This window comes from Streptomyces sp. NBC_00435 (genome assembly GCF_036014235.1).
Classification (GTDB): Bacteria; Actinomycetota; Actinomycetes; order Streptomycetales; family Streptomycetaceae; genus Streptomyces.
The window spans coordinates 4,495,067-4,520,541 of the sequence record NZ_CP107924.1 but is presented as its reverse complement, the minus strand read 5'-3'; the positions used below and the strand labels follow the sequence as shown (position 1 = coordinate 4,520,541).

General features: G+C 71.9%; 25 protein-coding genes. 8 read left to right on the top strand and 17 right to left on the bottom strand.

Annotation, left to right across the window (positions count from 1 at the left end):
• Positions 1 to 63: 63 nt before the first annotated feature.
• A complete protein-coding gene (locus OG389_RS20790) occupies positions 64 to 663 on the bottom strand; it encodes a hypothetical protein (protein ID WP_328299968.1) in 600 nt (199 codons plus the stop codon).
• A gap of 153 nt (positions 664 to 816) precedes the next feature.
• Positions 817 to 1,713: a diacylglycerol kinase gene (locus OG389_RS20785; protein ID WP_328303954.1), complete on the bottom strand. Its 897-nt coding sequence runs from the start codon at positions 1,711 to 1,713 to the stop codon at positions 817 to 819.
• 184 nt (positions 1,714 to 1,897) lie between these two features.
• Between OG389_RS20785 and OG389_RS20780 the strand changes: the two genes are divergently transcribed.
• The 3 genes from OG389_RS20780 (at position 1,898) to OG389_RS20770 (ending at position 5,240) form a co-directional block, all read left to right on the top strand.
• Complete coding sequence (locus OG389_RS20780; protein ID WP_328299967.1) at positions 1,898 to 3,181, top strand: adenylosuccinate synthase; 1,284 nt, start codon at positions 1,898 to 1,900, stop codon at positions 3,179 to 3,181.
• 219 nt (positions 3,182 to 3,400) lie between these two features.
• A complete protein-coding gene (locus OG389_RS20775) occupies positions 3,401 to 4,312 on the top strand; it encodes a hypothetical protein (protein ID WP_328299966.1) in 912 nt (303 codons plus the stop codon).
• Between the two features lie 22 nt (positions 4,313 to 4,334).
• Positions 4,335 to 5,240 (top strand): hypothetical protein, encoded by a 906-nt coding sequence (locus OG389_RS20770; RefSeq protein ID WP_328299965.1) that lies wholly within the window; start codon positions 4,335 to 4,337, stop codon positions 5,238 to 5,240.
• Positions 5,241 to 5,386: 146 nt separating this feature from the next.
• Here the strand turns inward: OG389_RS20770 and OG389_RS20765 are convergent, their stop codons facing one another.
• From OG389_RS20765 to OG389_RS20720, 10 genes are all read right to left on the bottom strand, one after another.
• Positions 5,387 to 6,280 (bottom strand): alpha/beta hydrolase, encoded by an 894-nt coding sequence (locus OG389_RS20765; protein ID WP_328299964.1) that lies wholly within the window; start codon positions 6,278 to 6,280, stop codon positions 5,387 to 5,389.
• A gap of 170 nt (positions 6,281 to 6,450) precedes the next feature.
• The gene (gene kynU / locus OG389_RS20760; RefSeq protein WP_328299963.1) at positions 6,451 to 7,659 is read right to left on the bottom strand and encodes a kynureninase; all 1,209 of its coding nucleotides are present in this window, start codon (positions 7,657 to 7,659) and stop codon (positions 6,451 to 6,453) included.
• Entirely contained in the window at positions 7,652 to 8,500 is an 849-nt protein-coding gene (locus tag OG389_RS20755; protein ID WP_328299962.1) for a tryptophan 2,3-dioxygenase family protein, read from the bottom strand. The genes kynU and OG389_RS20755 overlap by 8 nt, the downstream gene beginning before the upstream one ends.
• A gap of 185 nt (positions 8,501 to 8,685) precedes the next feature.
• Positions 8,686 to 9,099: a DUF3151 domain-containing protein gene (locus OG389_RS20750; RefSeq protein WP_328299961.1), complete on the bottom strand. Its 414-nt coding sequence runs from the start codon at positions 9,097 to 9,099 to the stop codon at positions 8,686 to 8,688.
• A 110-nt stretch (positions 9,100 to 9,209) separates the two neighbouring features.
• Positions 9,210 to 10,232 carry a class II fructose-bisphosphate aldolase gene (gene fbaA, locus OG389_RS20745; protein ID WP_112446238.1) on the bottom strand — a complete coding sequence of 341 codons (1,023 nt, stop codon included), beginning with the start codon at positions 10,230 to 10,232 and terminating at the stop codon, positions 9,210 to 9,212.
• A 254-nt stretch (positions 10,233 to 10,486) separates the two neighbouring features.
• Positions 10,487 to 11,026: an orotate phosphoribosyltransferase gene (pyrE, locus tag OG389_RS20740; RefSeq protein WP_328299960.1), complete on the bottom strand. Its 540-nt coding sequence runs from the start codon at positions 11,024 to 11,026 to the stop codon at positions 10,487 to 10,489.
• 21 nt (positions 11,027 to 11,047) lie between these two features.
• Complete coding sequence (locus OG389_RS20735; RefSeq protein ID WP_328299959.1) at positions 11,048 to 11,836, bottom strand: aldose epimerase family protein; 789 nt, start codon at positions 11,834 to 11,836, stop codon at positions 11,048 to 11,050.
• Positions 11,837 to 11,937: 101 nt separating this feature from the next.
• Entirely contained in the window at positions 11,938 to 12,942 is a 1,005-nt protein-coding gene (locus OG389_RS20730; RefSeq protein ID WP_328299958.1) for an SRPBCC family protein, read from the bottom strand.
• Between the two features lie 78 nt (positions 12,943 to 13,020).
• Positions 13,021 to 14,667 (bottom strand): polyamine aminopropyltransferase, encoded by a 1,647-nt coding sequence (locus OG389_RS20725; protein WP_328299957.1) that lies wholly within the window; start codon positions 14,665 to 14,667, stop codon positions 13,021 to 13,023.
• A gap of 137 nt (positions 14,668 to 14,804) precedes the next feature.
• Positions 14,805 to 15,404, bottom strand: coding sequence for a DUF2617 family protein (locus OG389_RS20720; protein WP_328299956.1), 600 nt, complete (start codon positions 15,402 to 15,404; stop codon positions 14,805 to 14,807).
• Positions 15,405 to 16,138: 734 nt separating this feature from the next.
• Here OG389_RS20720 and OG389_RS20715 point away from each other — a divergent pair.
• Complete coding sequence (locus OG389_RS20715; RefSeq protein ID WP_328299955.1) at positions 16,139 to 17,338, top strand: pyridoxal phosphate-dependent aminotransferase; 1,200 nt, start codon at positions 16,139 to 16,141, stop codon at positions 17,336 to 17,338.
• A gap of 74 nt (positions 17,339 to 17,412) precedes the next feature.
• Here OG389_RS20715 and OG389_RS20710 read toward each other — a convergent pair whose 3' ends face one another.
• Both OG389_RS20710 and OG389_RS20705 read right to left on the bottom strand, forming a co-directional pair.
• Positions 17,413 to 17,763 carry a hypothetical protein gene (locus tag OG389_RS20710; protein WP_328299954.1) on the bottom strand — a complete coding sequence of 117 codons (351 nt, stop codon included), beginning with the start codon at positions 17,761 to 17,763 and terminating at the stop codon, positions 17,413 to 17,415.
• The gene (locus OG389_RS20705; protein WP_328299953.1) at positions 17,760 to 18,245 is read right to left on the bottom strand and encodes a prevent-host-death family protein; all 486 of its coding nucleotides are present in this window, start codon (positions 18,243 to 18,245) and stop codon (positions 17,760 to 17,762) included. The genes OG389_RS20710 and OG389_RS20705 overlap by 4 nt, the downstream gene beginning before the upstream one ends.
• A gap of 105 nt (positions 18,246 to 18,350) precedes the next feature.
• Here OG389_RS20705 and OG389_RS20700 point away from each other — a divergent pair, with 105 nt between their 5' ends.
• The gene (locus OG389_RS20700) at positions 18,351 to 19,235 is read left to right on the top strand and encodes a hypothetical protein (protein WP_328299952.1); all 885 of its coding nucleotides are present in this window, start codon (positions 18,351 to 18,353) and stop codon (positions 19,233 to 19,235) included.
• Positions 19,236 to 19,365: 130 nt separating this feature from the next.
• Here the strand turns inward: OG389_RS20700 and OG389_RS20695 are convergent, their stop codons facing one another.
• Entirely contained in the window at positions 19,366 to 19,779 is a 414-nt protein-coding gene (locus OG389_RS20695) for a DUF3224 domain-containing protein (RefSeq protein ID WP_328303953.1), read from the bottom strand.
• A gap of 6 nt (positions 19,780 to 19,785) precedes the next feature.
• Here OG389_RS20695 and OG389_RS20690 point away from each other — a divergent pair, with 6 nt between their 5' ends.
• Positions 19,786 to 21,033, top strand: a complete 1,248-nt coding sequence (locus OG389_RS20690) for a hypothetical protein (RefSeq protein ID WP_328299951.1) — start codon at positions 19,786 to 19,788, stop codon at positions 21,031 to 21,033.
• A 16-nt stretch (positions 21,034 to 21,049) separates the two neighbouring features.
• Here OG389_RS20690 and OG389_RS20685 read toward each other — a convergent pair whose 3' ends face one another.
• The gene (locus OG389_RS20685; RefSeq protein ID WP_328299950.1) at positions 21,050 to 21,616 is read right to left on the bottom strand and encodes a YbjN domain-containing protein; all 567 of its coding nucleotides are present in this window, start codon (positions 21,614 to 21,616) and stop codon (positions 21,050 to 21,052) included.
• A 120-nt stretch (positions 21,617 to 21,736) separates the two neighbouring features.
• On the opposite strand from OG389_RS20685, the gene OG389_RS20680 reads away from it, so the two are divergent.
• Positions 21,737 to 22,234, top strand: a complete 498-nt coding sequence (locus tag OG389_RS20680; protein ID WP_328299949.1) for a hypothetical protein — start codon at positions 21,737 to 21,739, stop codon at positions 22,232 to 22,234.
• 51 nt (positions 22,235 to 22,285) lie between these two features.
• Here the strand turns inward: OG389_RS20680 and clpB are convergent, their stop codons facing one another.
• On the bottom strand, positions 22,286 to 24,871 hold the full coding sequence (clpB, locus tag OG389_RS20675; RefSeq protein WP_328299948.1) for an ATP-dependent chaperone ClpB: 2,586 nt from the start codon (positions 24,869 to 24,871) through the stop codon (positions 22,286 to 22,288).
• Positions 24,872 to 24,980: 109 nt separating this feature from the next.
• Between clpB and OG389_RS20670 the strand changes: the two genes are divergently transcribed.
• Positions 24,981 to 25,427: a pyridoxamine 5'-phosphate oxidase family protein gene (locus OG389_RS20670; RefSeq protein WP_328299947.1), complete on the top strand. Its 447-nt coding sequence runs from the start codon at positions 24,981 to 24,983 to the stop codon at positions 25,425 to 25,427.
• The last annotated feature ends 48 nt before the right edge of the window (positions 25,428 to 25,475 follow it).

Genomic DNA, 25,475 nt, shown 5'->3' with positions numbered 1-25,475 from the left:
GGTCCAGATCCAGGTCCAGGTGGCCCCCCGCGGGCCCGGGGCCAGGCCATCCGCGAGCCGACCTCATCGCCCCCGTCGCCACCGTCGGAGCGGCCGCCTCCGCCTGTGCGCGCCCCGCCGCCACAGCCTGCGCGCCCGGCCCAGCTCCCGTGCGCGCGGCGCCCACACCACGGCGCCCGGCCCCGGTTCCCCGGCCAGCCACACGATTCGCTCGTCCGGAGGTTCGGGGGCGTCAGACTCCGCCGGTGAGGGCGGGAGCGCCGACTGCGGAAGGGCCGGGTCGCTACGGGGCCACGCGTGGGGCGGCAGCACCCGCCGCCCCAGCGGCCCCAGGGTCAACACCCGGGAGGCGGCACCACTGCCGCTGCCACCGCCACTGCTCCCGCCCAGGACGAGCAGGGGCGGCAGCCCGCGCCCCCGCACCACTTCCACGTCGTACGCGGTCCAGCGCAGCCCCGGATCCCGCAGGAGGCCGCGCACGCGCTGGGCGACGTAGAGCTCCCGGAGCGCGACGAGCACCGGCAGGCACAGCAGCCCCATCAGCACGAACTGCAACGGCGCCGGGCGGGTGACCAGCGCCCCGATCACCGCGGGCCAGCACATCACCGGCAGCAGACAGATCAGCACCGCGTCCTGCCGCCAGTCCCTCAGCGCGTCCCGCACGGCCGCCCCACCGGGCGGCCCACCACCCTCCGGCCCGGGCCCGGGCCCGGGCCCGGGACCGGAACCGGGACCGGGCCTCGGGTCCGGCTCCCGGCTCACCACGAGGAGTCCCACGGAACGTCCACGATCCGGGCCACCGCGCCCTCCCCCGCGTCAGCGTTGCAGCGGCAGTGTCAGCCCCCACGCCGCCGGGCGCAAGGTCCACGTACGACGCCGGACGGGGCCGGCGACGCCGACGTCGGACCGGTAGCGGAAATCCGCCCCGGAGACCGTCACGGTCTCCGCCCGCGCCCGCACGACGGTGCCCGTGCCGGCACCCGCACCGGACCCGGCACCCGCACCCGCACCCGCACCCGCACCCGCACCCGCAGCGTCACCCATCCGGACCAGTACGTCCGCCAGCCCGTCGCCCTCCCGGGCCGACACACGGACGTCCTCCACCATCCGGTCCACGTCCGCCAGCAGCACCCCGTCGGCCTCCACGCGCAGCCGGTACCCGACGCCGGAGCGCGCCGGGGCCGGCCCGGGCGGCCGGACGAACGTGCGGACCAGCGAGCGGTACGCACTCCACACCGACGGCCCGGTCGGCCGCGGCACGGCCCCGGGAGGGGGCGGGATCCCGATCCCGCCCAGGACCACCCCGTCGCTGTCGTCGACGAGCAGGTCCCGCATGGCGACGGCCCCTTCCAGGACCGCCCGTGCGGCCGACACGGCCGACAGCGGTACACCCAGTTGCCGCGCCAGGACCAGCGACCCCGCCGGACCCACGGGAATCAGCGAAACGGCCCCCTCGGACAGCGCCCGCTCACGGTGCAACAGCCCGACGGCCCGTACGAGCGCGCGGTCGTCGCCCACGATCACCGGCTGCCGATGACCCCGGCGGGCAAGGGCCCGCGCAAACTCCTCCGGTGAGTCCGGGAGGCAGATTTTCGCCGCGGCTCCCGCTGACAGAACATCTTTCGCGATTCGCACGGACTCGCCGTCAAGACGGCGGGCGACCGGGTCGACGAGCACGAGCAGGCCGCCTACCGGCGCGCCCGCATGGCTCATGGTGGGCTCTGGAGCCGACACCTCGGTCCTTCCTCGGGTAGCATCTTTGTGCAAGAGGCCCTTGCGCTATTGCGCCAGGGCCTTCGTCTATTCCGGGGTACCGGTCCGACGGCTCAGCCTGCGGTGTACATCGTCGTACGCCCCCTGACCTTGGACATGCCCCATCCGGAAGAGGTGTACGCCTGTGCCCGCTCTTGTGCTGCTCGGAGCTCAGTGGGGTGACGAGGGCAAGGGAAAGGCCACCGACCTGCTCGGTGGATCCGTTGACTATGTAGTGCGTTACCAGGGCGGCAACAACGCCGGCCACACGGTCGTCGTGGGCGACCAGAAGTACGCGCTGCACCTTCTCCCTTCCGGCATCCTCTCTCCCGGATGCACCCCGGTCATCGGCAACGGTGTCGTCGTCGACCCGGCCGTCCTGCTCTCCGAGCTGCGCGGCCTCAACGAGCGCGGCATCGACACCTCCAAGCTGCTGCTCAGCGGCAACGCGCACCTGATCACGCCGTACAACGTCACCCTCGACAAGGTCGGCGAGCGCTTCCTCGGCAAGCGCAAGATCGGTACGACCGGCCGCGGCATCGGACCGACCTACGCGGACAAGATCAACCGCATCGGCATCCGCGTCCAGGACCTCTACGACGAGTCGATCCTCACCCAGAAGGTCGAAGCGGCGCTCGAGGGCAAGAACCAGCTCCTCGCGAAGCTGTACAACCGCCGTGCGATCGACCCGGCCCAGATCGTCGAAGAGATGCTCCAGTACGCGGAGCAGATCAAGCCGTACGTCGCCGACACCACCCTGATCATCAACGACGCGCTCGACGAGGACAAGGTCGTGCTCTTCGAGGGCGGCCAGGGCACGCTGCTCGACGTCGACCACGGCACGTACCCCTTCGTCACCTCCTCGAACCCGACCGCCGGTGGCGCCTGCACCGGTGCGGGCGTCGGCCCGACGAAGATCAGCCGCGTCATCGGCATCCTGAAGGCCTACACGACCCGCGTCGGTGCCGGCCCGTTCCCGACCGAGCTGTTCGACGCCGACGGTGAGGCCCTGCGCCGCATCGGCGGCGAGCGCGGCGTGACCACCGGCCGCGACCGCCGCTGCGGCTGGTTCGACGCCCCGATCGCGCGCTACGCGACCCGCGTCAACGGTCTGACGGACTTCTTCCTCACCAAGCTGGACGTGCTGACCGGCTGGGAGGAGATCCCGGTCTGCGTCGCGTACGAGATCGACGGCAAGCGCGTCGAGGAGCTCCCGTACTCGCAGTCGGACTTCCACCACGCGAAGCCGATCTACGAAAACCTCCCCGGTTGGTCCGAGGACATCACCAAGGCCAAGACCTTCGCGGACCTCCCGAAGAACGCCCAGGCGTACGTCAAGGCCCTCGAGGAGATGTCGGGCGCCCCGATCTCCGCGATCGGCGTCGGCCCCGGCCGCACCGAGACGATCGAGATCAACTCGTTCCTGTAGTCCGTGCCGGCAAAACCGGACGTGAGGGGCGGGGCTCCCGTGAAGGAGCCCCGCCCCTCACATGTGCCCGGGGTAGTTGGGGACACCGGGCCGCCACCGGGGACATCTGCCGCCACCGGGTATACCGGTTGATCCCGCCCCGGGGAGGCAGGGTAGAAAGGGACCTTGAGTACAGGTCCGATTCGGCCAATCCGCATTCCCGGGGGGGGAATCCACACCATGCGCACCCGTGCGCTCGCCAGAGCGCTCACATCCCTGCTCGCCGTCTCCGCCCTGACCGTCCTGGTCCCGGCGGCCACGGCGTCGGCCGCCAATCCCACCGAGTGCACCGTCACCCGGGCCAGCAACACCACGAACCTGCTCCCCGGCCAGCGCCTCAACCCGGGCGCGAGCCTCGTCCCGACGCCGGGCAAGCCCGAGCTGGTCATGCAGCCCGACGGGAATCTCGTCGTGTACGCGATCGGCAACCCCGGCGGGCCCAAGCTCGCGCTGTGGCACAGCGGAACGTACGGCAATCCGGGCGCGTACGCCCTCATGCAGGACGACGGCAACTTCGTCGTCTACAAGAAGGGCGGCGGCCCCGACAAGGGCGGCGCACTCTGGGCCACCGGCACCTACGGCAGCCGGACCGACAGGACCGTCCAGGCCTCGTTCATCGACTGGGGCGAGCTCACGGTGACCGGCCGCAGCGACGGCAATCCGGGCTGGCGCAGCGGCACCATGAATCAGCACGCGATGATCTGCTCGAACGCACCGGGCCGCATCGTGCCGATCTGGGAGCAGGGCAACTGGGCCCAGTCCGCATCCGTGTGGCTGGTGCTCCAGAAGGACAACAACCTCGTCATGTACCGCAAGCGGGACGGCAAGGCCATCTGGAGCAGCGGCACCTACGGTGCGGGCAACCCCTCGGCCGGCAACAACGGCGCCCTGTACATGGAAATGCTGAGCAACGGCGACCTGGCCCTGCGGGAGTACTCCCCGAACTACACGATCCGCTGGCACACCGGCACCGCCGGCAGCGACGCCTACGCCCTGCTCCAGGACGACGGCAACCTCGTCGTCTACAAGAAGGGCGGCGGCCCCGGCAAGGGCGGCGCCCTCTGGGCCACCGGCACGTACAACCAGATCTGACCCACCACTGGGGGAATCACCCATGCACAACCGCCTGCTCCGCAGCGCGTTCACATCCCTGCTCGCCGCCGTGGCCCTGACCGCCCTGGTCCCCGCCACGGCGGGCGCCGCCACCCCGACCGACCGGGTCGCCTGCGAAAGCGGCACCTCGGGCGGCCCCGTCTCCATGAAGCACCCCGGCGAACGCCTTGTCTCCGGCGAGACCCTGGCCAGCCCGCTCCGCAACACCGAGCTGGTCATGCAGGCCGACGGCAACCTCGTGCTGTACGCCCTCGGCAACCCGGGCGGCTACAAGCTTCCCCTGTGGAGCACCGGCACCTACGGCAACCCGGGCGCCTACGCGGCCATGCAGGCCGACGGCAACTTCGTCGTCTACAAGAAGGGCGGCGGCGACCGGACCGGCGGGGCTCTCTGGAGCACCGGGACGTACGGCGACCGGACCGACACCTACCCGGGGGTCTACCTCCGCACCGACGGCGAGTTCTACGTCGAGGGCCGCAGCTGGTCCTACACCTACGTCTGGTCCACCAACGCCGTCGAACGCGGCGCCAAGGTGTGCGCGGCCACCGAGCAAGTCCCGCTGTGGCCCTGGCTGCCCGGCAACTGGGGCCAGTCCGCCACCGTGTGGATGGTCCTCCAGAAGGACAACAACCTCGTCATCTACCGCAAGAGCGACGGCAAGGCCATCTGGAGCAGCGGCACCTACGGGGCCAAGTCCCGGGTGGATCTGACGATGGACCCGAAGGGTGACCTGATCCTCCGCGAACGCGACCGCGAGAACACTCTCCGCTGGCACACCGGCACGGCGGGCAACAAGGGCGCTTACGCCCTGCTCCAGGACGACGGCAACTTCGTGGTCTACAAGAAGGGTGGCGGCCCGGGCAAGGGCGGCGCACTGTGGGCGACGGGGACCTACAACAAGGTCTGACGGCCGAGCGGGGCCCGGGGGAACGACTTCCCCGGGCCGAGCAGGACCGGAGCCCCGGGGCAGGGCCGGAGGGGGCGCGGTGTCAGGCCTGCCGACCTCGTAGTAGCGGTCCGGGCCACCTCCGCGAAGAAGGGCATGCCGCCTCTCTACCAGGCCAGCTGCGCGATCTCCTCCGACACCACGGCGCACGCGTCGGCCGCCGGGTCGATGAGCGGGAAGTGACCGACCTCGTCCAGCAGGGTCAGGCCCACCGTCTCCCCCGCGTGCGCGGCCGCCGCCACGTACGCCTCGGACACGGCCTCCGGGACCACGATGTCGCTCCGCCCCTGGACCACCGCCGTCGCGATGCCCGTCGGGAGCAGCGCGGCCGGATCGGCGTACGGGCGGCGCTCCTCGAAGCCGGCCGCCCCACCCAGCAGTTGCGCCGAGGCACCCCCGCACACCCCGAGCTCCTCCGCCACGGTGAAGTCCGCGATGGGGGCCAGCGCCACCACCCCGCGCAGCGGTGGCGCGGAGCTCAGCCTCCAGTGGGCAGGTGAGTCGTACGGGAGCACGTGCCGGGCGGCCGCCCACAGTGCGAGGTGGCCGCCGGCCGAGTGGCCGGTCAGCACCGTGCGGCGCGGGTCCGCCTCGGGCAGGCAGCCGGCGGCCAGGTCGGGCAGGGCGTCGAGGGCTGCGGCCACGTCGTCGAAGGTCTCGGGCCAGCGGCCGGCCACCGGACCTCGCACGTCCTGGTGGGGCAGTGAACTTCCGCGCCGGTACTCGACATTGGCGACGGCGAAACCCTGGCGGGCCAGGAAGTCCACGAAGGGGGTGATGTGCTGCCGGTCGTACGGGGCGCGCCACGCTCCGCCGTGCAGGACGACCACCAGCGGGGCGGAGTGCGGCTGGCCGGCCGCGCGCTCCGCGCGCGGGGCGTAGAAGTCGACGATCTGGTCGGGGTGTTCGCCGTAGGCCGCCGTCGCGTCGGGGGCGACGGGCGGATGGGAGAAGGCCGAGGCGGCCTCGGCGGCGTCCCGTTCGACTGCGGGGTCCGTCATCGGCTCAACCTCCGGTAACGCATGGGACAGGGGGGACTGGTGTTCCGGTGTTACGGCAGAGCGGGACCGTATCAGGCCGGAACGGGCCCCTCCGTGGCGGGCCGAGGAGATACCGCCGCGGGCGGGGCCGTAGCCCCGCCCGCGCGGTGATGTGACGTTTCGCTACCGGTTCACCCGAAAATGTGACCCAGTGTCCGGGCAGCACGCTCCGCGTCGGCGAAACCGACGTACAGCGGGGTGAACCCGAAACGCAGGACGTCGGGGGCGCGGAAGTCCCCGATCACCCCGCGTGCGATGAGCTCGCTCATGACCCCGGCCGCGTTCTCCGTGCGCAGCGAGACCTGGCTGGCGCGCTGCCCGTGCCCGGCCGGGGTGACCGGCTCGACCTTGCCCGCCGGGACGTACGCCGCCACGCAGTCGAGGAAGAAGTCGGTCAGCGCGAGCGATTTCGCGCGGACCGCTTCGACGGACACCCCGTCCCAGGCGTCCAGCGCGGCCTCGAGGGCGAGCAGGGACAGGATGTCGGGAGTCCCGACGCGCGCCCTGCGCACGCCCTGCGCGGCCTCGTAGGACGGGGTCATCGCGAACGGGTCCGCATGGCCGTTCCAGCCCGGCAGCGGGGAGTCGAAGGCGGGCTGGTGACGGGCGGCGATGTACAGGTACGCGGGGGCTCCGGGGCCTCCGTTGAGGTACTTGTACGTGCAGCCGACCGCCAGGTCCACGCCGTGCGCGTCGAGGCCGACGGGCAGGGCTCCGGCCGTGTGGCACAGGTCCCAGACGACGACCGCCCCGACGGCGTGCGCCGCCGCGGTGAGCGCGGGCAGGTCGTGGAGGCGGCCGGTGCGGTAGTCGGCGTGATTGAGGAGGACCACGGCCGTGTCGGCGGACATCGCCGCGGCCGCCGCCGAAGGATCGACCGGAACCACGCGCAGGCCCGTCATACGGGCCGCCGACTCGGCGATGTAGCCGTCGGTGGGGAAAGTGGCGGCGTCCACGAGCATCTCGGTCCGGCCGGCCCCGGCCAGGCGGGCGGCGCCCACCAGGGCCTTGAAGAGGTTGACGCTGGTGGAGTCACCGACGACGACCTGGCCGGCGGCGGCACCGACCAGCGGGGCTATCCGGTCGCCCACGCGCTCGGGGGCGTTCCACCAGTTGGCCTCGCCCTCGGTCCAGGACCGGATGAGCCGGGTGCCCCACTGCTCGGTGACGACCTCCGCGAGGCGGGCGGCGACGCCCGCCGGGAGCGCGCCAAGGCTGTTCCCGTCGAGGTAGACGACGCCCTCGGGCAGGACGAAGCGTTCGCGGAGCTTGCCGAGGTCGTCGGCGGCGTCGAGCTCGGCGGCCCGCCGCGCCAGATCGGGCACGGTCGGCTCAGACATGGCTGCGCGCCGTCCAGAGCTCCGGGAAGACGTTCTTCGTGGCGCGCTTCTCCAGCCAGGTCACGCCCGCCGAACCGCCGGTGCCCGTCTTCGCACCCATCGCGCGCCGCGTGGCCACCAGGTGGTCGTTGCGCCAGCGCCAGACCAGCTCCGCCACGTCCGTCAGGACCTCGCCGAGGCGGTGCAGGTCCGGGTGGGCGTCCGGGCTCGCGTACAGGCCGGTCCAGACGGCCTCGACGTCGGGCGAGGACTCGTAGCGCCGGGTCAGGTCGCGGTCCAGGACGGACGCCGGGACGGGAAGGCCGCGCCGGGCGAGGAGGCGCAGGACCTCGTCGTAGAGGCTGGGCTCGTGCAGGGCCTTCTCCAGCTCCGCGTGGACGCGCGGCGCGCCGCGGTGCGGGACCAGCATGGAGGCGGACTTGTCGCCGAGCAGGAACTCCATGCGGCGGTACATCGCCGACTGGAAGCCGGAGCCCTCGCCGAGGGCGGCGCGGTACGCGTTGAACTGGCCCGGGGTCAGCTGGGCGAGGGGGCGCCAGGAGGCGTTGAGGGCCTCCAGCTCGCGGAGGGATCGTTTCAGCGCATCCATCGCGACGGGGATCCGGTCCTCGCGCAGCGCCCGCGCGGCGGTCTCCCACTCGTGGACGATGACCGTGAACCACAGCTCCATGACCTGGGTGGTGACCAGGAAGACCATCTCGCCCGGGTCTTCCGAGCGCAGGTGCTGGAGGTGGGTGAGGACGTCCGCCTGGACGTAGTCCTCGTAGGGGGTCGTGCCGGCGAAGTCGAGGTTCGGGGTGTCCGAACCGCCGTCTCCGGAGGCATCAAGGGCGTGCGACATCGCTGTCTCCTCGATACGTGCTTCCGGGTAGCGGTCCGCTCCTTCCGTGAGGTGAGTGGAGCTCCGGTCCCCTGTCCGCATCATAAGACCGGCGTGCCACAGGGCTTCAATAGTCAGTGGTGTACGTCACATTCCGCGACCGGGCGGGGTCCGGTGGAGTCCCGCCCGGTCCCGGACGTCACACGTCAGGCGCCGAGGACGTCCGCGGCGGTCTGCGAGGAGTCGCGCAGGAAGGTCGAGCAGCGCTCGAACTCCTCCTTCTCCTCGATCGCACCGGCCGCGCGGGCCAGGGCGTTCAGGGCGCGCAGGAAGCCGCGGTTCGGCTCGTGCTCCCACGGCACCGGGCCGTGGCCCTTCCAGCCCGCGCGGCGCAGCGCGTCGAGACCGCGGTGGTAGCCCGTACGGGCGTACGCGTACGACTCGACCGTGCGGCCGGCCGCGAAGGCCTCGTCGGCGAGGACCGCCCAGGCGAGGGAGGAGGTCGGGTGCGCGGCCGCCACCTCGACGGCGGGGGTGCCCGCCGCGATGGCCTCGCGGCCCGGCTCGTCGGGGAGGTGGGTGGGGGCGGGGCCCCCGAGGAGGTTCTGGTGAAGAGACATGCGCACCAGTCTGGCGGATGGGGGATGCGGACATGCCGCAAGGGCCCGGCCCCGCCGTCCGTGGACGGTGGAACCGGGCCCTTCCTCGAGTCGGCCGAACCGCTCGGCGACTACTTGAGCTTGGTGCCCGTGGAACGCAGGTTCGCGCAGGCCTCGGTGACGCGCGCGGCCATGCCGGCCTCGGCGGCCTTGCCCCACGTGCGGGGGTCGTACTTGGACTTGGTGCCGACCTCGCCGTCGACCTTCAGGACCGCGTCGTAGTTGCGGAACATGTGGTCCACGACCGGGCGGGTGAAGGCGTACTGGGTGTCGGTGTCGAGGTTCATCTTCACGACGCCGTTCTCCAGCGCGGTGGCGATCTCCTCGGCCGTGGAGCCCGAGCCGCCGTGGAAGACGAAGTCGAACGGCGAGGACTTGCCGTACTTCTCGCCGACACCGGCCTGGAGGTCCTTGAGGAGCTCGGGGCGCAGGACGACGTTGCCCGGCTTGTAGACGCCGTGCACGTTGCCGAAGGAGGCGGCCAGCAGGTAGCGGCCCTTCTCGCCCAGGCCCAGGGCCTCTGCGGTGCGCAGCGCGTCGTCGACGGTGGTGTACAGCTCGTCGTTGATCTCGTGGCTGACGCCGTCCTCCTCGCCACCGGTCGGGGTGATCTCGACCTCGAGGATGATCTTCGCGGCGGCGGCCTTGGCCAGCAGCTCCTGGCCGATGGCCAGGTTGTCGGCCAGGGTCTCGGCGGAGCCGTCCCACATGTGCGACTGGAAGAGCGGGTTCAGACCGCGGGCCACGCGCTCGGCGGAGATCTCGATCAGCGGGCGGACGTAGGTGTCCAGCTTGTCCTTGGGGCAGTGGTCCGTGTGCAGCGCGACGGTGATGTCGTACTTGGCGGCCACGATGTGCGCGAACTCGGCCAGGGCGGCGGCGCCGGTGACCATGTCCTTGTTGTACTGGCCACCCAGGAACTCCGCACCACCGGTGGAGATCTGGATGATGCCGTCGCTCTCGGCCTCCGCGAAGCCGCGCAGCGCAGCGTGCAGGGTCTGGGTCGAGGTCACGTTGATCGCCGGGTAGGCAAACTTGCCTGCCTTCGCCCGGTCGAGCATCTCGTTGTAGACCTCGGGGGTTGCGATGGGCATCTGTCCGCTCCTTGGATGTGCGGGGAGTGTGCTTATTGCGGGCCCTGACCTGGGGGCGACGTTGCCGTCGTGGCCATCTTTCCAGACTCCGCGGCACACTCCACCTCGGTGGAGGCGGCGCGCGGGCCGAACCAGGTGGAGTGTTTCACGTGAAACACTCCACCCCGCCGGAAAACCGCAGGTCAGGACCTGCTTCAGGACTCCTGGGGACCTAAGTCACCAGTTGTGCGAAAGCACGGCCCGGCGTCCGAGGACTAGGACAGACCGAGGTCGCCCAGCTGGTAGCCCGTGAGGTAGGGCAGGCCGGCCGCGGCGATGGCGTCGGCCGCGCCGCGGTCGACGATCGTCGCGACGGCGACGACCTCGCCGCCGGCCTCGCGGACCGCCTCGACGGCGGTCAGCGGGGAACCGCCGGTGGTCGAGGTGTCCTCGACCACCAGGCAGCGCTTGCCCTTCACGTCGGTGCCCTCGATACGGCGCTGCATGCCGTGCGCCTTCTGCGCCTTGCGGACCACGAAGGCGTCCAGGCGCGCCCCGCGCGCGGCGGAGGCGTGCAGCATCGAAGTGGCGACCGGGTCGGCGCCCAGGGTCAGGCCGCCGACGCAGTCGAACTCCAGGTCGGCGGTGAGGTCGAGCATGACCTGGCCGACCAGGGGGGCCGCCTCGCCGTCCAGGGTGATCCGGCGGAGGTCGATGTAGTAGTCGGCCTCGCGGCCGGAGGAGAGGATCACCTTGCCGTGCACGACGGCCTTGTCCTTGATCTGCTGCAGAAGCGCATCGCGTACGTCACTCATGGCCCCGAGCTTAATTGGGCGCTACCCCAGGCGCCGCCACGTCCACGTCGTGGAGATCTCCAGCGGGTCCACCGGGGTGACCAGCTGCGGGAGGCTGTTCAGCCCGTTCGGCGGGCCCGACTGCGGCTCCACGCAGACGGCCTCGGGCTCCTCGTCGTAGACGACGACCCATTCGGAGCGGCTGGCGACCTTCAGCTCCAGCGCATCGGGCCACGTGAGGGTGACGTCGACGCCGTAGGGCATGCCGAAGCAGTCGTCCCAGGGACCGGGCTCGGGGTCGATGCGGTTGCCGGTGGGGAGGTGGTCGTCGCCGCGCTCCTCCTGCCATGCCGCGTCGAATTCGATGCGCACGTCCTCGCCGCCGTTGCCGAGGTTGCGGTGGAACCAGGGGTGCCAGCCGGCCTGCGCCGGGAAGGAGTCCCCGTAGGTCTCGATGCCCATGGTCAGGGTCAGCGCGTTCTCGCCGAGCTCGAAGATCTGGGTGACGAGGCCCTCGTAGGGCCACGGGTCGGCGAGCGGGTACGTGAACGCGGCCTCGGTGTCCGTGGCCCGGGCCCGGCGCCAGGCGGCATCGCGGCCGAAGCCGTGGATGGCGTGCGGCGGGTGGTTGAGCGGCAGCTGGTGCAGGGTCGCACCGTCCTGGAACTGCCCGTTCCTGGTCCGCCCGCACCAGGGGACCATCGGGAAGGACCCGTAGTGCTCCCCCTGCCGCAGCAGCTCCGTCCCGTCGATGCGCAGACTGCTGATCCGGCAGCCGTTCTCCTGGTCGATGGTCACCTCGGCGCCGCCGGCGCGCAGTTGCGTACTCATGCCATGACCTTAGTCAGATCGGCGGGGTGATCAGCCCCACCCGGAAAGGCGGGCGTCCGGGTGGTCCGCGGTGCGGCCGGTCCGGCCGGTCCACGGGGGCCTCAGCTCCGGCGGCGCAGGGCGCGGCCCAGGAGGACAGCCGAGGCCACGGCCACGGCGGCGGCCGGGGCGATCCAGCGGAGGTTGGGGTTCGAGCCGGCGGAAGTGGGGGCCGGGACGGGGGCGTAGCGGCCGCGCGGAGGTGCGTGGTCGACCTCCTCCGCGCTGCGGCCGATCATCGTGCGGCGGGCGTGGGCGGCCTCGGCGGGCGGGCGCGAGGGGCCCCCTAGGTCCCCGAGCTCCGCCATGCCCTCGAAGGTGCCCTCCATGAAGGGGTCCAGCGACGGGGGCGGGACCTCGGTGTCGAACACGGAGGCGCTGACCTCGGTGATGTCCGGGCCGGCGGCGGAGTCGGAGTCCGCGTCCACGTCCGCGTCCAGCCCCGGGTCCGCGTCCACATCCGCATCCGCGTCGGCGACGTCGGCGGTGGCGGCGTCCGAGGCCTCCGAGGCCGCGTCCGACCCCCGACCCAGGCCCCGGTCCGCGTCCGCCTCCAGGCCCCGCTCCGCCTCCACATCCGCGTCCAGGGGGCCGGCGAGTGGGGCGGGGGGTGCCCCGGGGTCGGTGGGGGCGTCGTCGACCGCGAGGGCCGCGAGGTGTCCGGCGGCGCGGTCCAGGAGGCGGTGGGCGGCGGTGGCGGCGGCTTCCGGGCCGAAGGCGGCGGCTCGCCCGTCGGCGGCGGACTCGGCGGTGAACTCCAGCCGGGTACCGCCGTCGGCCTCGATCAGCCGCAGGTCGAGGGAGAACTTCACGGTTCCGCTCCCCCGCACCTCGGTGCCCTCGCCCGTGACGGCGAACCGGTCGGGACCCCGCTCGGTGACGGCGAGGGCGCCGCGATAGGTCACGGTGTGCCCCCCGGCCCGCACCTTCAGCCGGCCCGACAGCGGCCCGGCCTCGGTGTCGGCGTCCTGCTGGAGCCCCGGCACGCAGCGCGCCACCCGGGCGGGATCGCGCAGCACGGCGCGGACGTCGGCGGCGGGGACCGGAACGAACACCTGATGCTCCATGCGGTCGAGACTACCGACGCGGCCCTTCCCCGTCAGGGAAGCGGACGGGTTCGCCGCGGTCGCGCGCAGCGCAGGGGCCTACGAGTACCTCGGGTGCGGCAGCGTCGACGGCGGGAGGCCGGTCAGCCGGGTGCGCTCCGTGTCCCGGGCGGCGTCGGCCAGGGACTGCGTGGACAGCGAGCGCAGCGCGGGCGTGTCCCGGTCCACGCGCAGCCGGGGGACGCTCTCGCGGGCCGCGAGGACGAAGCCCCAGTCCTGCGGCAGCGCGGTCGCGGAGGCGGCGCCGAGCGCCCGGTCGGGACCGGCGGCGAAGCCCGACAGGCGGCCGCCCGCGCTGTAGGGGGCGGTGAGCAGACCGGCCGCGCGCAGGGTGGCCTCGACGGTCCAGTAGGTACGGGGCCTGGTGGCGGGCGGTCCCGCGTGGACGGCGAGCCTCCCGCCGGGGCGCAGGGCCCGCGCCGCCAGCCCGTAGAACTCCTGCGAGTACAGCTTCGTGCTGGGGGTGATGCCGGGGTCGGGCAGGTCGGAGACGATGACGTCGAAGCGGCCCTGGGCGGCGGGTCCGCGCAGCCAGCGGAAGGCGTCCTCGGTGACGACCCCGAGGCGCGGGTCCTCGTACGCCCGGGCGTTGAGCGCGGAGAGCATCGGGTCGGTGCGGGCCAGCCGCACGACTCCGGGGTCGAGCTCGACGACGGTCACGGCGACGACGTCGCGGTAGCGCAGCACCTCACGGGCGGCGAGGCCGTCGCCCCCGCCGAGGACCAGGACCCGGCTGTGCGGGCCGGTCATCGCGGGGTGCACGAGGGCTTCGTGGTAGCGGTACTCGTCGTATCCGCTGACCCGCAGGCGGCCGTCGAGGAAGAGGTCGAGGGAGCGCGGGGAGCCGGTCGGGGGCCCGGTGAGGACCAGCTCCTGGACTCCGGTCTGTACGGCGACGCGGACCTCCCCGCCGTAGACCGCGCGCCGGGCCACGCGTTCGAAGTCGTCGGCCAGCACGGTGGCGCAGCCCAGCACGGCGAGGACGGTGACGTTGGCGGCGACGAGCAGCCAGCGGGCGCGGGGACTCAGGTCCCGGCGGAACAGCCACAGGACGAGGCCGCCGCCCGCGGTGGCGTTGACGGTGCCGGTGAGCATCGCGCCGGTGAGCTGGCCGAGGACGGGCAGGACCAGGAAGGGGAAGGCGAGGCCGCCGACCAGCGCGCCGACGTAGTCCGCGGCGAACAGGTCGGCGACGGCGCCGCCCGCGTCCTGTCTGCGGATGCGCTGGATCAGGACCATTAGGAGTGGGATCTCAGCGCCGATGAGGACGCCGATGGCGAAGGAGAAGGCGACGAGCGCGGGCCGGGACTCCCCCAGCCAGGCGAAGCTGGCGTAGAGCGCCATGGCCGAGAGGCCGCCGAGGAGGGCGAGGGCGGCCTCCACGGCGGCGAAACCGAAGGCGGGGCGGGCGCGCAGGGCCTTGGCGAGCAGGGATCCGACGCCCATGGCGAAGACCATGACGGACAGCACGACCGACGCCTGGGTGACGGAATCACCGATGAGGTACGAGCCGAGGGCGAGCAGCTCCAGTTCGTATACGAGCCCGCAGGCGGCGCAGACGAACACGGTGGCCAGGACGAGGAGTCGGCCGGCCCGGGGCCGTACAGGCAGGGCGGCCGGGACGCGGGCCACACCGCGCGGCTCCGGAGCCGGGAGCACCCCGCGCGGGGCGGAACGGTCGATCATGAAGCGAACCGTACGTCACCGCCTGCTCGCATCCGGTCACCCACATGGGTGTAAGTGGCGCACCGGTTGGGGCAGTTGGCGTAACCGCCGGGCAACTCCGCGACCCCGTACCCCCGCGCCCCGGAACTCCGCGCCCCCTAGATGAGCACCGGCGACTGCGCGCCCGCGGCCGCCGCCGCGCCCGGAACCGCCGTCGCGGCCGCCGCCGCGCCCGCCGGGCCGCCGGGCGCGGCCGTCCGTACGCCGACCCGGGTGCGGGTGGCCACGAGCTGCCCTTCCTGCGGGTACGCGTGCCAGGTCCGCCACCGGACCTGGCCCTCGTAGCGCTGCGCGAGCATGGCGGTGAAGGCGTGCGGGCTGCCCGGGAAGGTCCCGGCGAGCCCGTTCGGGTGATCCGCGACCAGCGCGAGCAGTTCCTGCGCCCGGCCCGCGAAGGAGCCGCGCGAGAGGTTCTCGACCCGCGCGGCGAACTCGTACTCCCAGTCGCCGACGCGCTTGGCGACGCCGAGCGGAAGCGGGGTGCTGCTGCCGGGCATACAGGCGACGGTCTCCGAACAGAGCACGTCCCCCTCCTCCAGGAGCACCTGATGGGAGGCGCCGAGCAGGCGCAACTCGACTTTTGCGCCAGCCAGTTCGAGGTTCAGTACGGCCAGGGCGGGCAGCCGCTCCCGACCCAGGGCCCAGGCGAGATCGGCGGCACGCGTGTCGGTGTAGGTGGTCTGGAGGGTCGTGAGCATGAGTCGGCTCCGCAAACGCGCGAGGGAGATGGGCCGGGGCCCGCCAGCGGTAGTCAACGGGTGGGGGGACACCGGCACGGGTCCACAGGAAGTCCAGGGAGGTCCGAGGACTGGTCTACTCAACCGAGGGAATCATGAAAGGCACGGCACTCACAGCGTTTTTACCCAACTTGACGGGGTTTACATCCCCTCGGGGGCTACTCAGTTCACGTGTTCAACAACATGCCGCCCGTACGCCGTAATGCGCGGCCCCGGCGTCCGAACAAGTAGACGCCCGACCGAAGTTGTGCCCGGCGGGCGCCTTGCCCGTTCCTGCGACGGAAGCCATGGATCCATGCTGCCCCGTGTCAGCTGGAACCGCATCCTCCGCCACCGCAGGACGACGACGAGGAACCGCACGAGGACGAGGATCCGCAGGACGACGAGGACCCGCAGGAGGATCCGCCGCTGCCGCCGTCACCCCCCGTCCACCAGTTGGTGTTCCCGCTGCCGGATCCTCCCGAACCACCCGACGCGTACCCGCTGCGGAACGCGCGGACCACCCCCACCGCCGCCAGCACCAGTCCCGTGCACACGACGAGCCCGATCAGGATCCAGAAAACGACCGTCATCTCGCCACCCCCTGTCCTCAACCGTCCGGATGCGGGAACCCCCGTGGCCCCGCGTACCGGGGGGATGCCCTCGGCCATCGCGGCCCAAAGCACACTTGAGCAAGTCCAGAGCTTCCCCGCAGGATGGCGCCCATGACCGCTCCCGAACGCACCGACCGCCCCGCCCGCCCCTTCCTCAACCGCCGGCTGGCGGCCTTCGGCACCACGATCTTCGCGGAGATGTCCGCGCTGGCCACCGCCACCGGGTCCATCAACCTCGGCCAGGGCTTCCCCGACACCGACGGCCCCGCCGAGATCGCCGAGGCGGCCGCGCGCGCGATCCGTGACGGCAGGGGCAACCAGTACCCGCCCGGTCCCGGCGTCCCGGAACTGCGTACGGCGATCGCCGGCCACCAGCAGCGGTTCTACGGCCTGAGCCACGACCCGGACACCGAGGTCCTCGTCACCGCCGGGGCCACGGAGGCCATCGCGGCCTCCCTCCTGGCCCTGCTGGAGCCCGGTGACGAGGTCATCGCCCTGGAGCCGTTCTACGACTCCTACGCCGCCTGCATCGCGATGGCCGGCGCCGTCCGCGTACCGCTCACCCTGCGCGCCCCCGATTTCCGCCTGGACGTGGACGCGCTGCGGGCGGCGGTGACCCCGCGCACCCGGCTGCTGCTGCTGAACACCCCGCACAACCCGACGGGGACCGTCCTGACCCCCGCCGAGCTGGCCGCGGTCGCCGAGCTGGCCGTCTCCCGCGACCTGCTGGTCATCACGGACGAGGTGTACGAGCACCTGGTCTTCGAGGGCGCCCACACCCCGCTGGCGAGCCTGCCGGGCATGCGCGAGCGCACGCTCACGATCTCCTCCGCCGGCAAGACCTTCTCCTTCACCGGCTGGAAGGTCGGCTGGGTGACGGGGACCCCGGAGCTGGTGACGGCGGTCCGCTCGGCGAAGCAGTTCCTGACGTACGTGTCCTCGGGCCCGTTCCAGTACGCGATCGCCGAGGCCCTGGCCCTGCCCGACTCGTACTACGACACCTTCCGCGCCGACCTGGCCGTCAAGCGCGACCTCCTCGCCGACGGCCTCGCGGCGGCCGGCTTCGAGGTCTTCCGCCCGCAGGGCACCTACTTCGTCACCACCGACATCACCCCGCTCGGCGAGACGGACGGACTCGCCTTCTGCCGGGCACTGCCGGAGCGGTGCGGGGTGGTGGCCATCCCGAACCAGGTGTTCTACGACGACAAGGCGGCCGGGGCCACGCAGGTGCGCTGGGCCTTCTGCAAGCGCACCGACGTGCTGGAGGAGGCGGTGGAGCGGCTCGGTCGGCTGGCCCGCTGAGAGCGAGCCAGATGGACGTGCGGGCATGGGGCCCGGCCTTCCGGCCGGAGCCCGTGCCGCACGGGAGCTACGAGCTACTCGGTGTCCTTGGGATGCCGAGTGGACGCGTAGACCAGAATGACGGTCGCCGTTTCCGGGCTGACCAAATAGCGCACGCGTCCGCCACTCGTGACTTCGAACTCCCATTGCTCCAGCGCGGATCCCTTCCACTCTTTGGTGGCGAGCCTCCCGCGCAGCTGGTGCTGACGGTTCCAGTTGTCACGCGACAACGGGTCGGTGCGCAGTGCCTCAAGGCAGCGGTGGGCACTGGGCAGCGCCGCGCGGCACAGTTCCTCCCACCCCGTCGCCGCCTCCGCGGTCCCGAAGACCACGTTCCACCCGCTCAGGGGTGGGACGCTGACACGATCACCCTTCTTCGGGCTCACCCGCCCACCTCGACCGGCCCCAGGTCATCCCCGTCGAGCGGACGCAGAGCCTCTTTGAGCTGCTCCGGATCCGCGTTGATACGAGCCGTCGCCCTCCAGGAGACGAGCGCGCGGTGCACGGCCTCCCGCGCACCCAGCTCCGCCGCATCGGAAAGCGCTTCCAGGAGTTCCACCGTGAAGACACGCATCTCTGCGTCGTCCAGGTGCCGCACCCAAGGGAAGACTTCGGGCAGCGCCAGCAGGAGCGACCGGGCTCCGTCATCGTGCTTCATGAGCGCGAGGAAGAGCCGTGACGCCGTCGTGAGGTTCTCCTCAGTGCGTTCCGCATGCCGCGCGGTCGTCAGCACCATGTCGGGCGCGTCCCGATGCGTGACACGCAGAGCACCTAGGGCGGCAGCCCGGGCGGCTACGGCCTTCGGGTTTCTCGACAGATCCGTGAACGAAACCGATTCGGGCTCGGCTCCCAGGTAAGCAAGGCTCATACTCAGACTGTACTCAGATCGTGGTCTGATTTCCAGCACTGAGTGAACGCTCAGAGGATGCTCAAACCAGCCTCATGGGGGATGTCGACGGGGCACCATCACGCCATGTCGACAGTCACCTCACCACCAACCGCAGAGACGGACGTGCCTGTTCTGAGCAAGAAGGACGCTCTCCAGACGGTCATCACGATTCTGGGACTCAGCGGCGTCCTGCTCACAGGCATCCAGTACTGGTCCGTGGATCGGTACCTCGCTCAGTTCGGTGTCACTCCTGAGGAGGTCGGGCTGGACACATCAGTCCTTCTGACCCGGGTCGCCACGGCACTGGCATTCCTCGGAGTCTTGATCCTTCCGATTCTGCTCTTCTGGCCTGGTGTGCTCACCCTGGGTGCGGCTGAAGGGTCGAACCGACAGCGGGCTTCACGCTTCGTGACGGAAACCTTCAAGAAGCATCCTGGGCTTCGGACCATCGCGCTGTCGGCACTAGTGGGATTCGGCTGGACGGTCATGGCCCTGGTGGAAGGGCCCACCGACCTCCTCGCAGAAGGCACCTGGATGGTCGTCTGGGCCGGCGGGACCTTCATCGCGGCGCCGGCACTGCACCTTGCCGGCAAGCATCGGACTCTGGGCCCACTGCTGCGGCTCTGCTTGGTCGTCTTCTTCATGACTGCGCTCTGCCTGATGTCCCTGGGGGATGCCATGGAGACACGCGGGAGGCAGACCATCGTGTCGGCTCGGCTGACCAACCTGGAGTACCTGGTGGGGGTGCGCCCGCAGTACGTTCGTGCCGATTTCGCGGAGGTGCCGGGCACCGCGGGACCAGTTGACGGCCCGATGCTCTACCTTGGCCAGGCTGGCGGGGTCTACGTCCTCTACGACTGCGCATCCTCAAGGGTGATCCGTAAGGCAGCCGCACAAGTACAGGTGACCAGCCAGGTCGGCCCGGGTCAGGAAAGTCTCGCCCTCGAAGTGCAGGGTTCGTGTCGATGATGCCTGCGCGTCCGACACCGCCTGTAGGCGCTCACGCCTGGGCCTTCTGCAAGCGCACCGACGTGCTGGAGGAGGCGGTGGAGCGGCTGCGGGGGCTCTGAGGCGCCCGGCCGCCCGGCCGCCCGGCCCGCTACGGGAGGTCGAAGTCGAACCAGATGTGGTGCGTGCCGTCCTCCGTGATGCGCAGGCCGCCGGAGCCCGTGATGCCCGTCAGGGCGGCCGTGCCGCTGCCGGGGACGATCGCGAAGTGTTCGGCGCCGCGGGTGGGGCCGCCGTCGGTGGCGGCCGAGTGGACGAAGTTGAAGGCGCCCTCGCGGCCCGCGAGGGCGCCTTCGAAGGACTCCATGGCCACGTAGCTGCCGATGCCCGCCTCCTGGTCGAAGGCTGCCGTGAAGAGCGTGGCAGAGCGGCCCGCGAGGGTCGCGCCCTCGTAGTGTTTCTCCATCGTCGCGACTCCGACCGGAAGCCCCGTCTCCACCGCGGGATCCGGGGTCAGCGCCGTGGGATTGAAGCTGACGACCTTGAACGTGCCGGAAGCTTTCATCATCGGATGAGCGTACTCACGCGGGACGGGGAAAGTCAGGACATGGCGACGGAGACGGTGTCGGACGGCGTGCCGACCGGCCTGCGCACCGCGCGGCCCACGGACCGGACGGGCCGCACGGCCCGGACGCGCCGCACGGACCGGATCCCGGCGGCCCTCGTCGCCCTCGCGGTGTACGCGGCCGTGCGCGGGGGCGGGGTGCTGGTGGTCGCCGCGGCGGCCTGGTGGACCGGGCGCAGCCCCCTGCGGGTGCTCGGCGAGTCCTGGGACTCCGTCTGGTACCTGTGGATCGCCGGGCACGGCTACGGGCGGACCCAGATGTGGCCCGGGATCAGCTCCGTGCAGAGCGACTCCGCCTTCTTCCCGCTCTACCCCGTCCTGATCCGCTGCGCCTCCGCCGTGCTGCCCGGCCCCCTGACCGCCGCCGCGCTCCTCGTCGCGTGGATCGCCGCCGGCGCGGCCGCCGTGGGCGTGTACCGGGTCGGGGCGCACCTGCTCGGATCCCGCTCCGGGGTGCTGCTCGTCGCGCTGTGGGCCGCGCTGCCGCACGCCCTGATGCTCAACCTCGCCTACACCGAGCCCCTGCTGGCCGCGTTCGCCGCCTGGGCCCTGTACGCCCTGCTCCGCGGCCGGTGGGGCTGGGCCGCGGGCCTGGCCGTGCTGGCGGGGCTGACCCGGCCCACCGGGATCGCGGTCGCCGCCGCCGTGACGGTGGCCGCCGCGTACGAGATCCTGCGGCGCCGGGGCCGCGCACCCGCGCGGGTGTGGGCCGCCGGGCTCGCCGCACCCGCGGGCTGGGCCTCGTACGTCCTGCTCGTCGGCGTGCGCCGGGGGGATCCGCTGGGCGGCTACTTCGCCGTCCAGAGCGGCTGGGGCTCGCGCTTCGACTTCGGCGCCGGGCTGCTGGGCTTCGTAGGGCACGTCCTGGGCGGCCACGTGGAGCTCGCCAGCACCGTGACGGTGGTGCTGCTGACGGCCGCGCTCGTGCTCGCCGGGCTGCTGGCGGCGGACCGGACGGTCCCGCTGCCGCTGCTCGTGTACACCGGCGTGCTGCTGGTGATGACCTACGGCGGCGCGGGCTTCTTCGAATCGAAGCCGCGTTTCCTGCTGCCCGCGTTCCCCCTGCTGCTGCCGGCGGTGGCCGTCATGGCGAGAGCCCGGCCGCGCACCGCGGTCGTGGTGACCGGGGTGCTGGCCGGGCTCTCGTACGGATACGGGCCGTACCTGCTGCTCGTGTCCGGGGTGGCGCCGTGAGGGGACGGGCCGGGACCTAGTTGGTCTCGGCGGCGCCGTCCTCGCCGTCCTCGTCATCGCCCTTGGCGGCGGAGTCCGCCGAGTCGACGGCCTGCTCCAGTCCGAACTGCTCGACGAGCCACTTGTCGAACTCGATCGACGCCCGGACCCAGCTGACCGTGGAGGACACGAAGTGCTCCAGGTTCACGCCGGTGCCGATCAGCATCTGCGCCTCGCCGATCAGGCGGACGGAGCCGTCGTCGTGCGTGTGGCTGTAGACCTTCGGCCACAGGGTGCGGCGGTTCCAGTCGTCGATCGCCTCGAGGAGCTGCGGCTTCTCGTCGATCTTGTGCGGTCGGTCGTAGAAGGTCCGCACGGAAAAGACCTGCTGCTCGTCCTCGCCGCGGAACATGAAGTACGTGCGGAAGTCCTCCCACGGCGCCGCGAGGTCACCCTCGTCGTCGACGACGTACTTGAGCTCCATCTGCTCCAGGAGCTGCTTGACCAGGTCCTGGTCGGGGACGACGGGGCCCGCCGGTCCTGTGGCCTGCGGATCGGGCTGCTGCCCTCCGAAGTTCGGAATCGAGGCCGGGTCGATGCTCACCGTGTGACTTCCCTTCGTGCGGATGCGGCCATCCTCCCCCATCGCGCCCACCCCGTGTCCACCCCCGCAGCTACGATCCGCTCCGGGCGGACAGGAGTAGGCCCGCCATAAGGGGGATGGATGGCACTTCAAGGGAGTTTGCGCGTACCGGCGGTGTGGGCGGTGGCCACCTCGCTGGTGATCGGCGGCGCCGCGATCTGGCTGGTGACCGCCCCGGGCGATCGGGGCACCCCGGGGGAAGACCCGGGGAACGGTGCGGAGGTCTCCTGCGCCGAAGCGATGGAATTCGCCCGGGCGAGCCTGCCCGCGGGGGCCCGCCACGGGAAGTGCGAGCGGGCCGACCGGCCGGACACCACCATGACCGGGTCCTTCCGCATGGACCGGGACGGGGTGGGAGCGTGGCTGAGCGCCGCCTTCCCCGGGGCCCTGGAGCACGAGCTGGACGAACGTCCCGGGGTGTGTCCGAAGCCGGGGCCCGGCTACGACCCGGAGGGCGGGAACCGGTGCCTGGGCGTCGCCCACCCCGACCCCGTGCGCGGCCGCGCCCGGCAGGTGGAGATCAGCATCGAGCAGCAGGTGGACGACGTCCGCGTCCGGTTCGTCGCCTCCGGGGTGTGAGGGCCCCGGGGAAAGCTCCTCGGGACCCCGCACCACGGCCTTCGGCCCGCCTCAGAGCGCCTTGCCGACCAGGAGGTCCTCGCCCGCCAGGTCGACGCGGACGGTGTCGCCGTCCTTGACCTCGCCGGAGAGGATCTCCTTGGCCAGGCGGTCGCCGATCGCCGTCTGGATCAGTCGGCGCAGCGGGCGGGCGCCGTACGCCGGGTCGTTGCCCTTGTCGGCCAGCCAGGCCAGGGCCTCGGGCGTGACGTCCAGGGTCAGACGGCGCTCGGCCAGCCGCTTGGCGAGGCGGCCGATCTGGAGCTCGGCGATGTGGGCCAGCTCGCCCCGGGTGAGGGCGGAGAAGACCACCAGGTCGTCCAGCCGGTTGAGGAACTCCGGCTTGAAGGAGGCCCGGACCACGTCCAGGACCCTGGCCTTCTTGTCCTCGTCGGACATCGAGGGGTCGACGAGGAACTGCGAGCCCAGGTTCGAGGTCAGCACCAGGATGGTGTTGCGGAAGTCCACGGTGCGGCCCTGGCCGTCGGTGAGGCGGCCGTCGTCGAGGACCTGGAGCAGGACGTCGAAGACCTCGGGGTGGGCCTTCTCCACCTCGTCCAGCAGCACCACGGAGTACGGGCGCCGGCGGACGGCCTCGGTGAGCTGGCCGCCCTCCTCGTAGCCCACGTACCCGGGCGGCGCGCCGACCAAGCGGGCCACGCTGTGCTTCTCGCCGTACTCCGACATGTCGATGCGGATCATGGCCCGCTCGTCGTCGAAGAGGAAGTCGGCCAGGGCCTTGGCCAGCTCCGTCTTGCCCACGCCCGTCGGGCCGAGGAAGAGGAACGACCCGGTGGGCCGGTCCGGGTCCGCGATGCCCGCACGGGTGCGGCGTACGGCGTCCGAGACGGCGCGCACGGCCTCGCCCTGGCCGATCAGCCGCCGGCCCAGCTCGTCCTCCATACGCAGCAGCTTCTGGGTCTCACCCTCCAGCAGGCGGCCCGCCGGGATGCCCGTCCAGGCGCCCACCACGTCCGCGATGTCGTCCGGGCCCACCTCGTCCTTGACCATGGTGTCCCTGGAGACCTCGGCCTCGGCCTCGGTGGCCTCCTCGAGCTCGCGCTCCAGGGCCGGGATCTCCCCGTAGAGCAGCTGGGACGCGGTGTCGAAGTCCCCGTCGCGCTGGGCGCGCTCGGCCTGGCCGCGCAGGTCGTCCAGGCGCTCCTTGAGCTCGCCGACCCGGTTGAGGGACTGCTTCTCCTTCTCCCAGCGGGCGGTCAGGCCCCGCAGGTCCTCCTCCTTGTCCGCGAGGTCCTTGCGGATCTTCTCCAGGCGCTCGCGGGAGGCGGGGTCGGACTCGTTGTTCAGGGCCAGCTCCTCCATCCGCAGCCGGTCGACCGAGCGCTGGAGCTCGTCGATCTCCAGCGGGGAGGAGTCGATCTCCATCCGGAGCCGGGACATGGACTCGTCGACCAGGTCGATGGCCTTGTCCGGGAGGAAGCGGGAGGTGATGTAGCGGTCGGAGAGGGTCGCCGCGGCCACCAGCGCGCTGTCGTTGATGACGACCTTGTGGTGGGCCTCGTAGCGGCCCTTGAGCCCGCGCAGGATGGCGATGGTGTCCTCGACGGACGGCTCCGCCACCAGCACCTGCTGGAAGCGCCGCTCCAGCGCCGGGTCCTTCTCGATCCGCTCGCGGTACTCGTCGAGGGTGGTGGCGCCGACCATCCGCAGCTCGCCGCGGGCCAGCATGGGCTTGAGCATGTTGCCCGCGTCCATGGCCGAGTCCCCGCCGGCGCCCGCGCCGACGACCGTGTGCAGCTCGTCGATGAAGGTGATGATCTGGCCGTCGCTGGACTTGATCTCCGCGAGGACGGTCTTGAGCCGCTCCTCGAACTCGCCGCGGTACTTGGCCCCGGCCACCATCGCGCCGAGGTCGAGGGAGACCAGCCGCTTGTTCTTCAGGGACTCGGGGACGTCACCCTTGACGATGCGCTGGGCCAGGCCCTCGACGACGGCGGTCTTGCCGACGCCGGGCTCACCGATGAGCACCGGGTTGTTCTTCGTCCGGCGCGAGAGGACCTGGACCACCCGCCGGATCTCCTGGTCGCGGCCGATGACGGGGTCGAGCTTGCCCTCGCGGGCGGCCGCCGTGAAGTCGGTGCCGAACTTCTCCAGGGCCTTGTACTGGCCCTCGGGGTCGGGGGAGGTCACCCGCCGCCCTCCTCTTGCGTTCTCGAAGGCGGCGAGCAGCTTGTCCGCCGTCGCGCCCTGTGCGGAAAGGAGCTCGCCGGCCGCGCCGCCCCTGGCGGCGAGCGCGATGAGCAGGTGTTCGGTGGAGAGGTACTCGTCGCCGAGCTTCCCGGCCCGCCCGTCGGCCTCCGCCAGTACGGCGAGCAGCTCGCGGGTGGCCTGCGGGGGCGCGACCGTGGAGCCCGTGACGCTGGGCAGGGCGGCGAGCAGCCGCTCCGCGCCCGCGCGCACGACGGCCTGGTCGGCGCCGGTGGCGGCCAGCAGGTCGGTGACGTTCTCGTTGTCCTCGCCGGCGAGCAGTGCCAGCAGCAGGTGCGCGGGCGTCAGGTCCGCGTGACCGTCCTTGACGGCCCTGCTGGTGGCCGCGTTCAACGCGTCCTGGCTCCTGTTGGTCAGCTCTGCATCCACGGCCGGCTTCTCCCTTCCGTACGACTCGCACGACTCATGCGCTTTACACGAACAACCTGCATAAAGTTGAGTCTATTCCACTCAAGGTGGACGGACGTACCCTTCGCGCATGTCGCCTTCCAGTACAGCCGGGACCGCCAGCACGGCTCATGACGTACTCAACCCGACGTCCGAGTACCTCGCCTTCTGGCGGGAGCGGCACGTCTGCACGCTGACCACACCACGCCCGGACGGCACCCCGCACCTGGTGCCGGTGGGCGTGACGTACGACCCGGAGGCCGGGCTGGCGCGGGTGATCAGCAACAGGCACAGCAAGAAGGTCCGCAACGTCCTGGAGGCGCAGGCCGGCCCGCGGGGAGGGGCCCGGGTGGCGGTGTGCCAGATGGAGGGGCGCCGCTGGGCGACCCTGGAGGGCCGCGCGGTGGTCCGTACGGACGAGGCCGCGGTCGCGGAGGCGGTACGGCGCTACGCGGAGCGGTACGGGCGGACGCCCTCGCCGAACCCGGACCGGGTCGTCATCGAGATCGCCCTGGACCGGGCCATGGGGCGGGCGTAGGCCGGTACGGCCCCGGGCGCGGCCGGTAGACCCCGGGCGAGGCAGCGA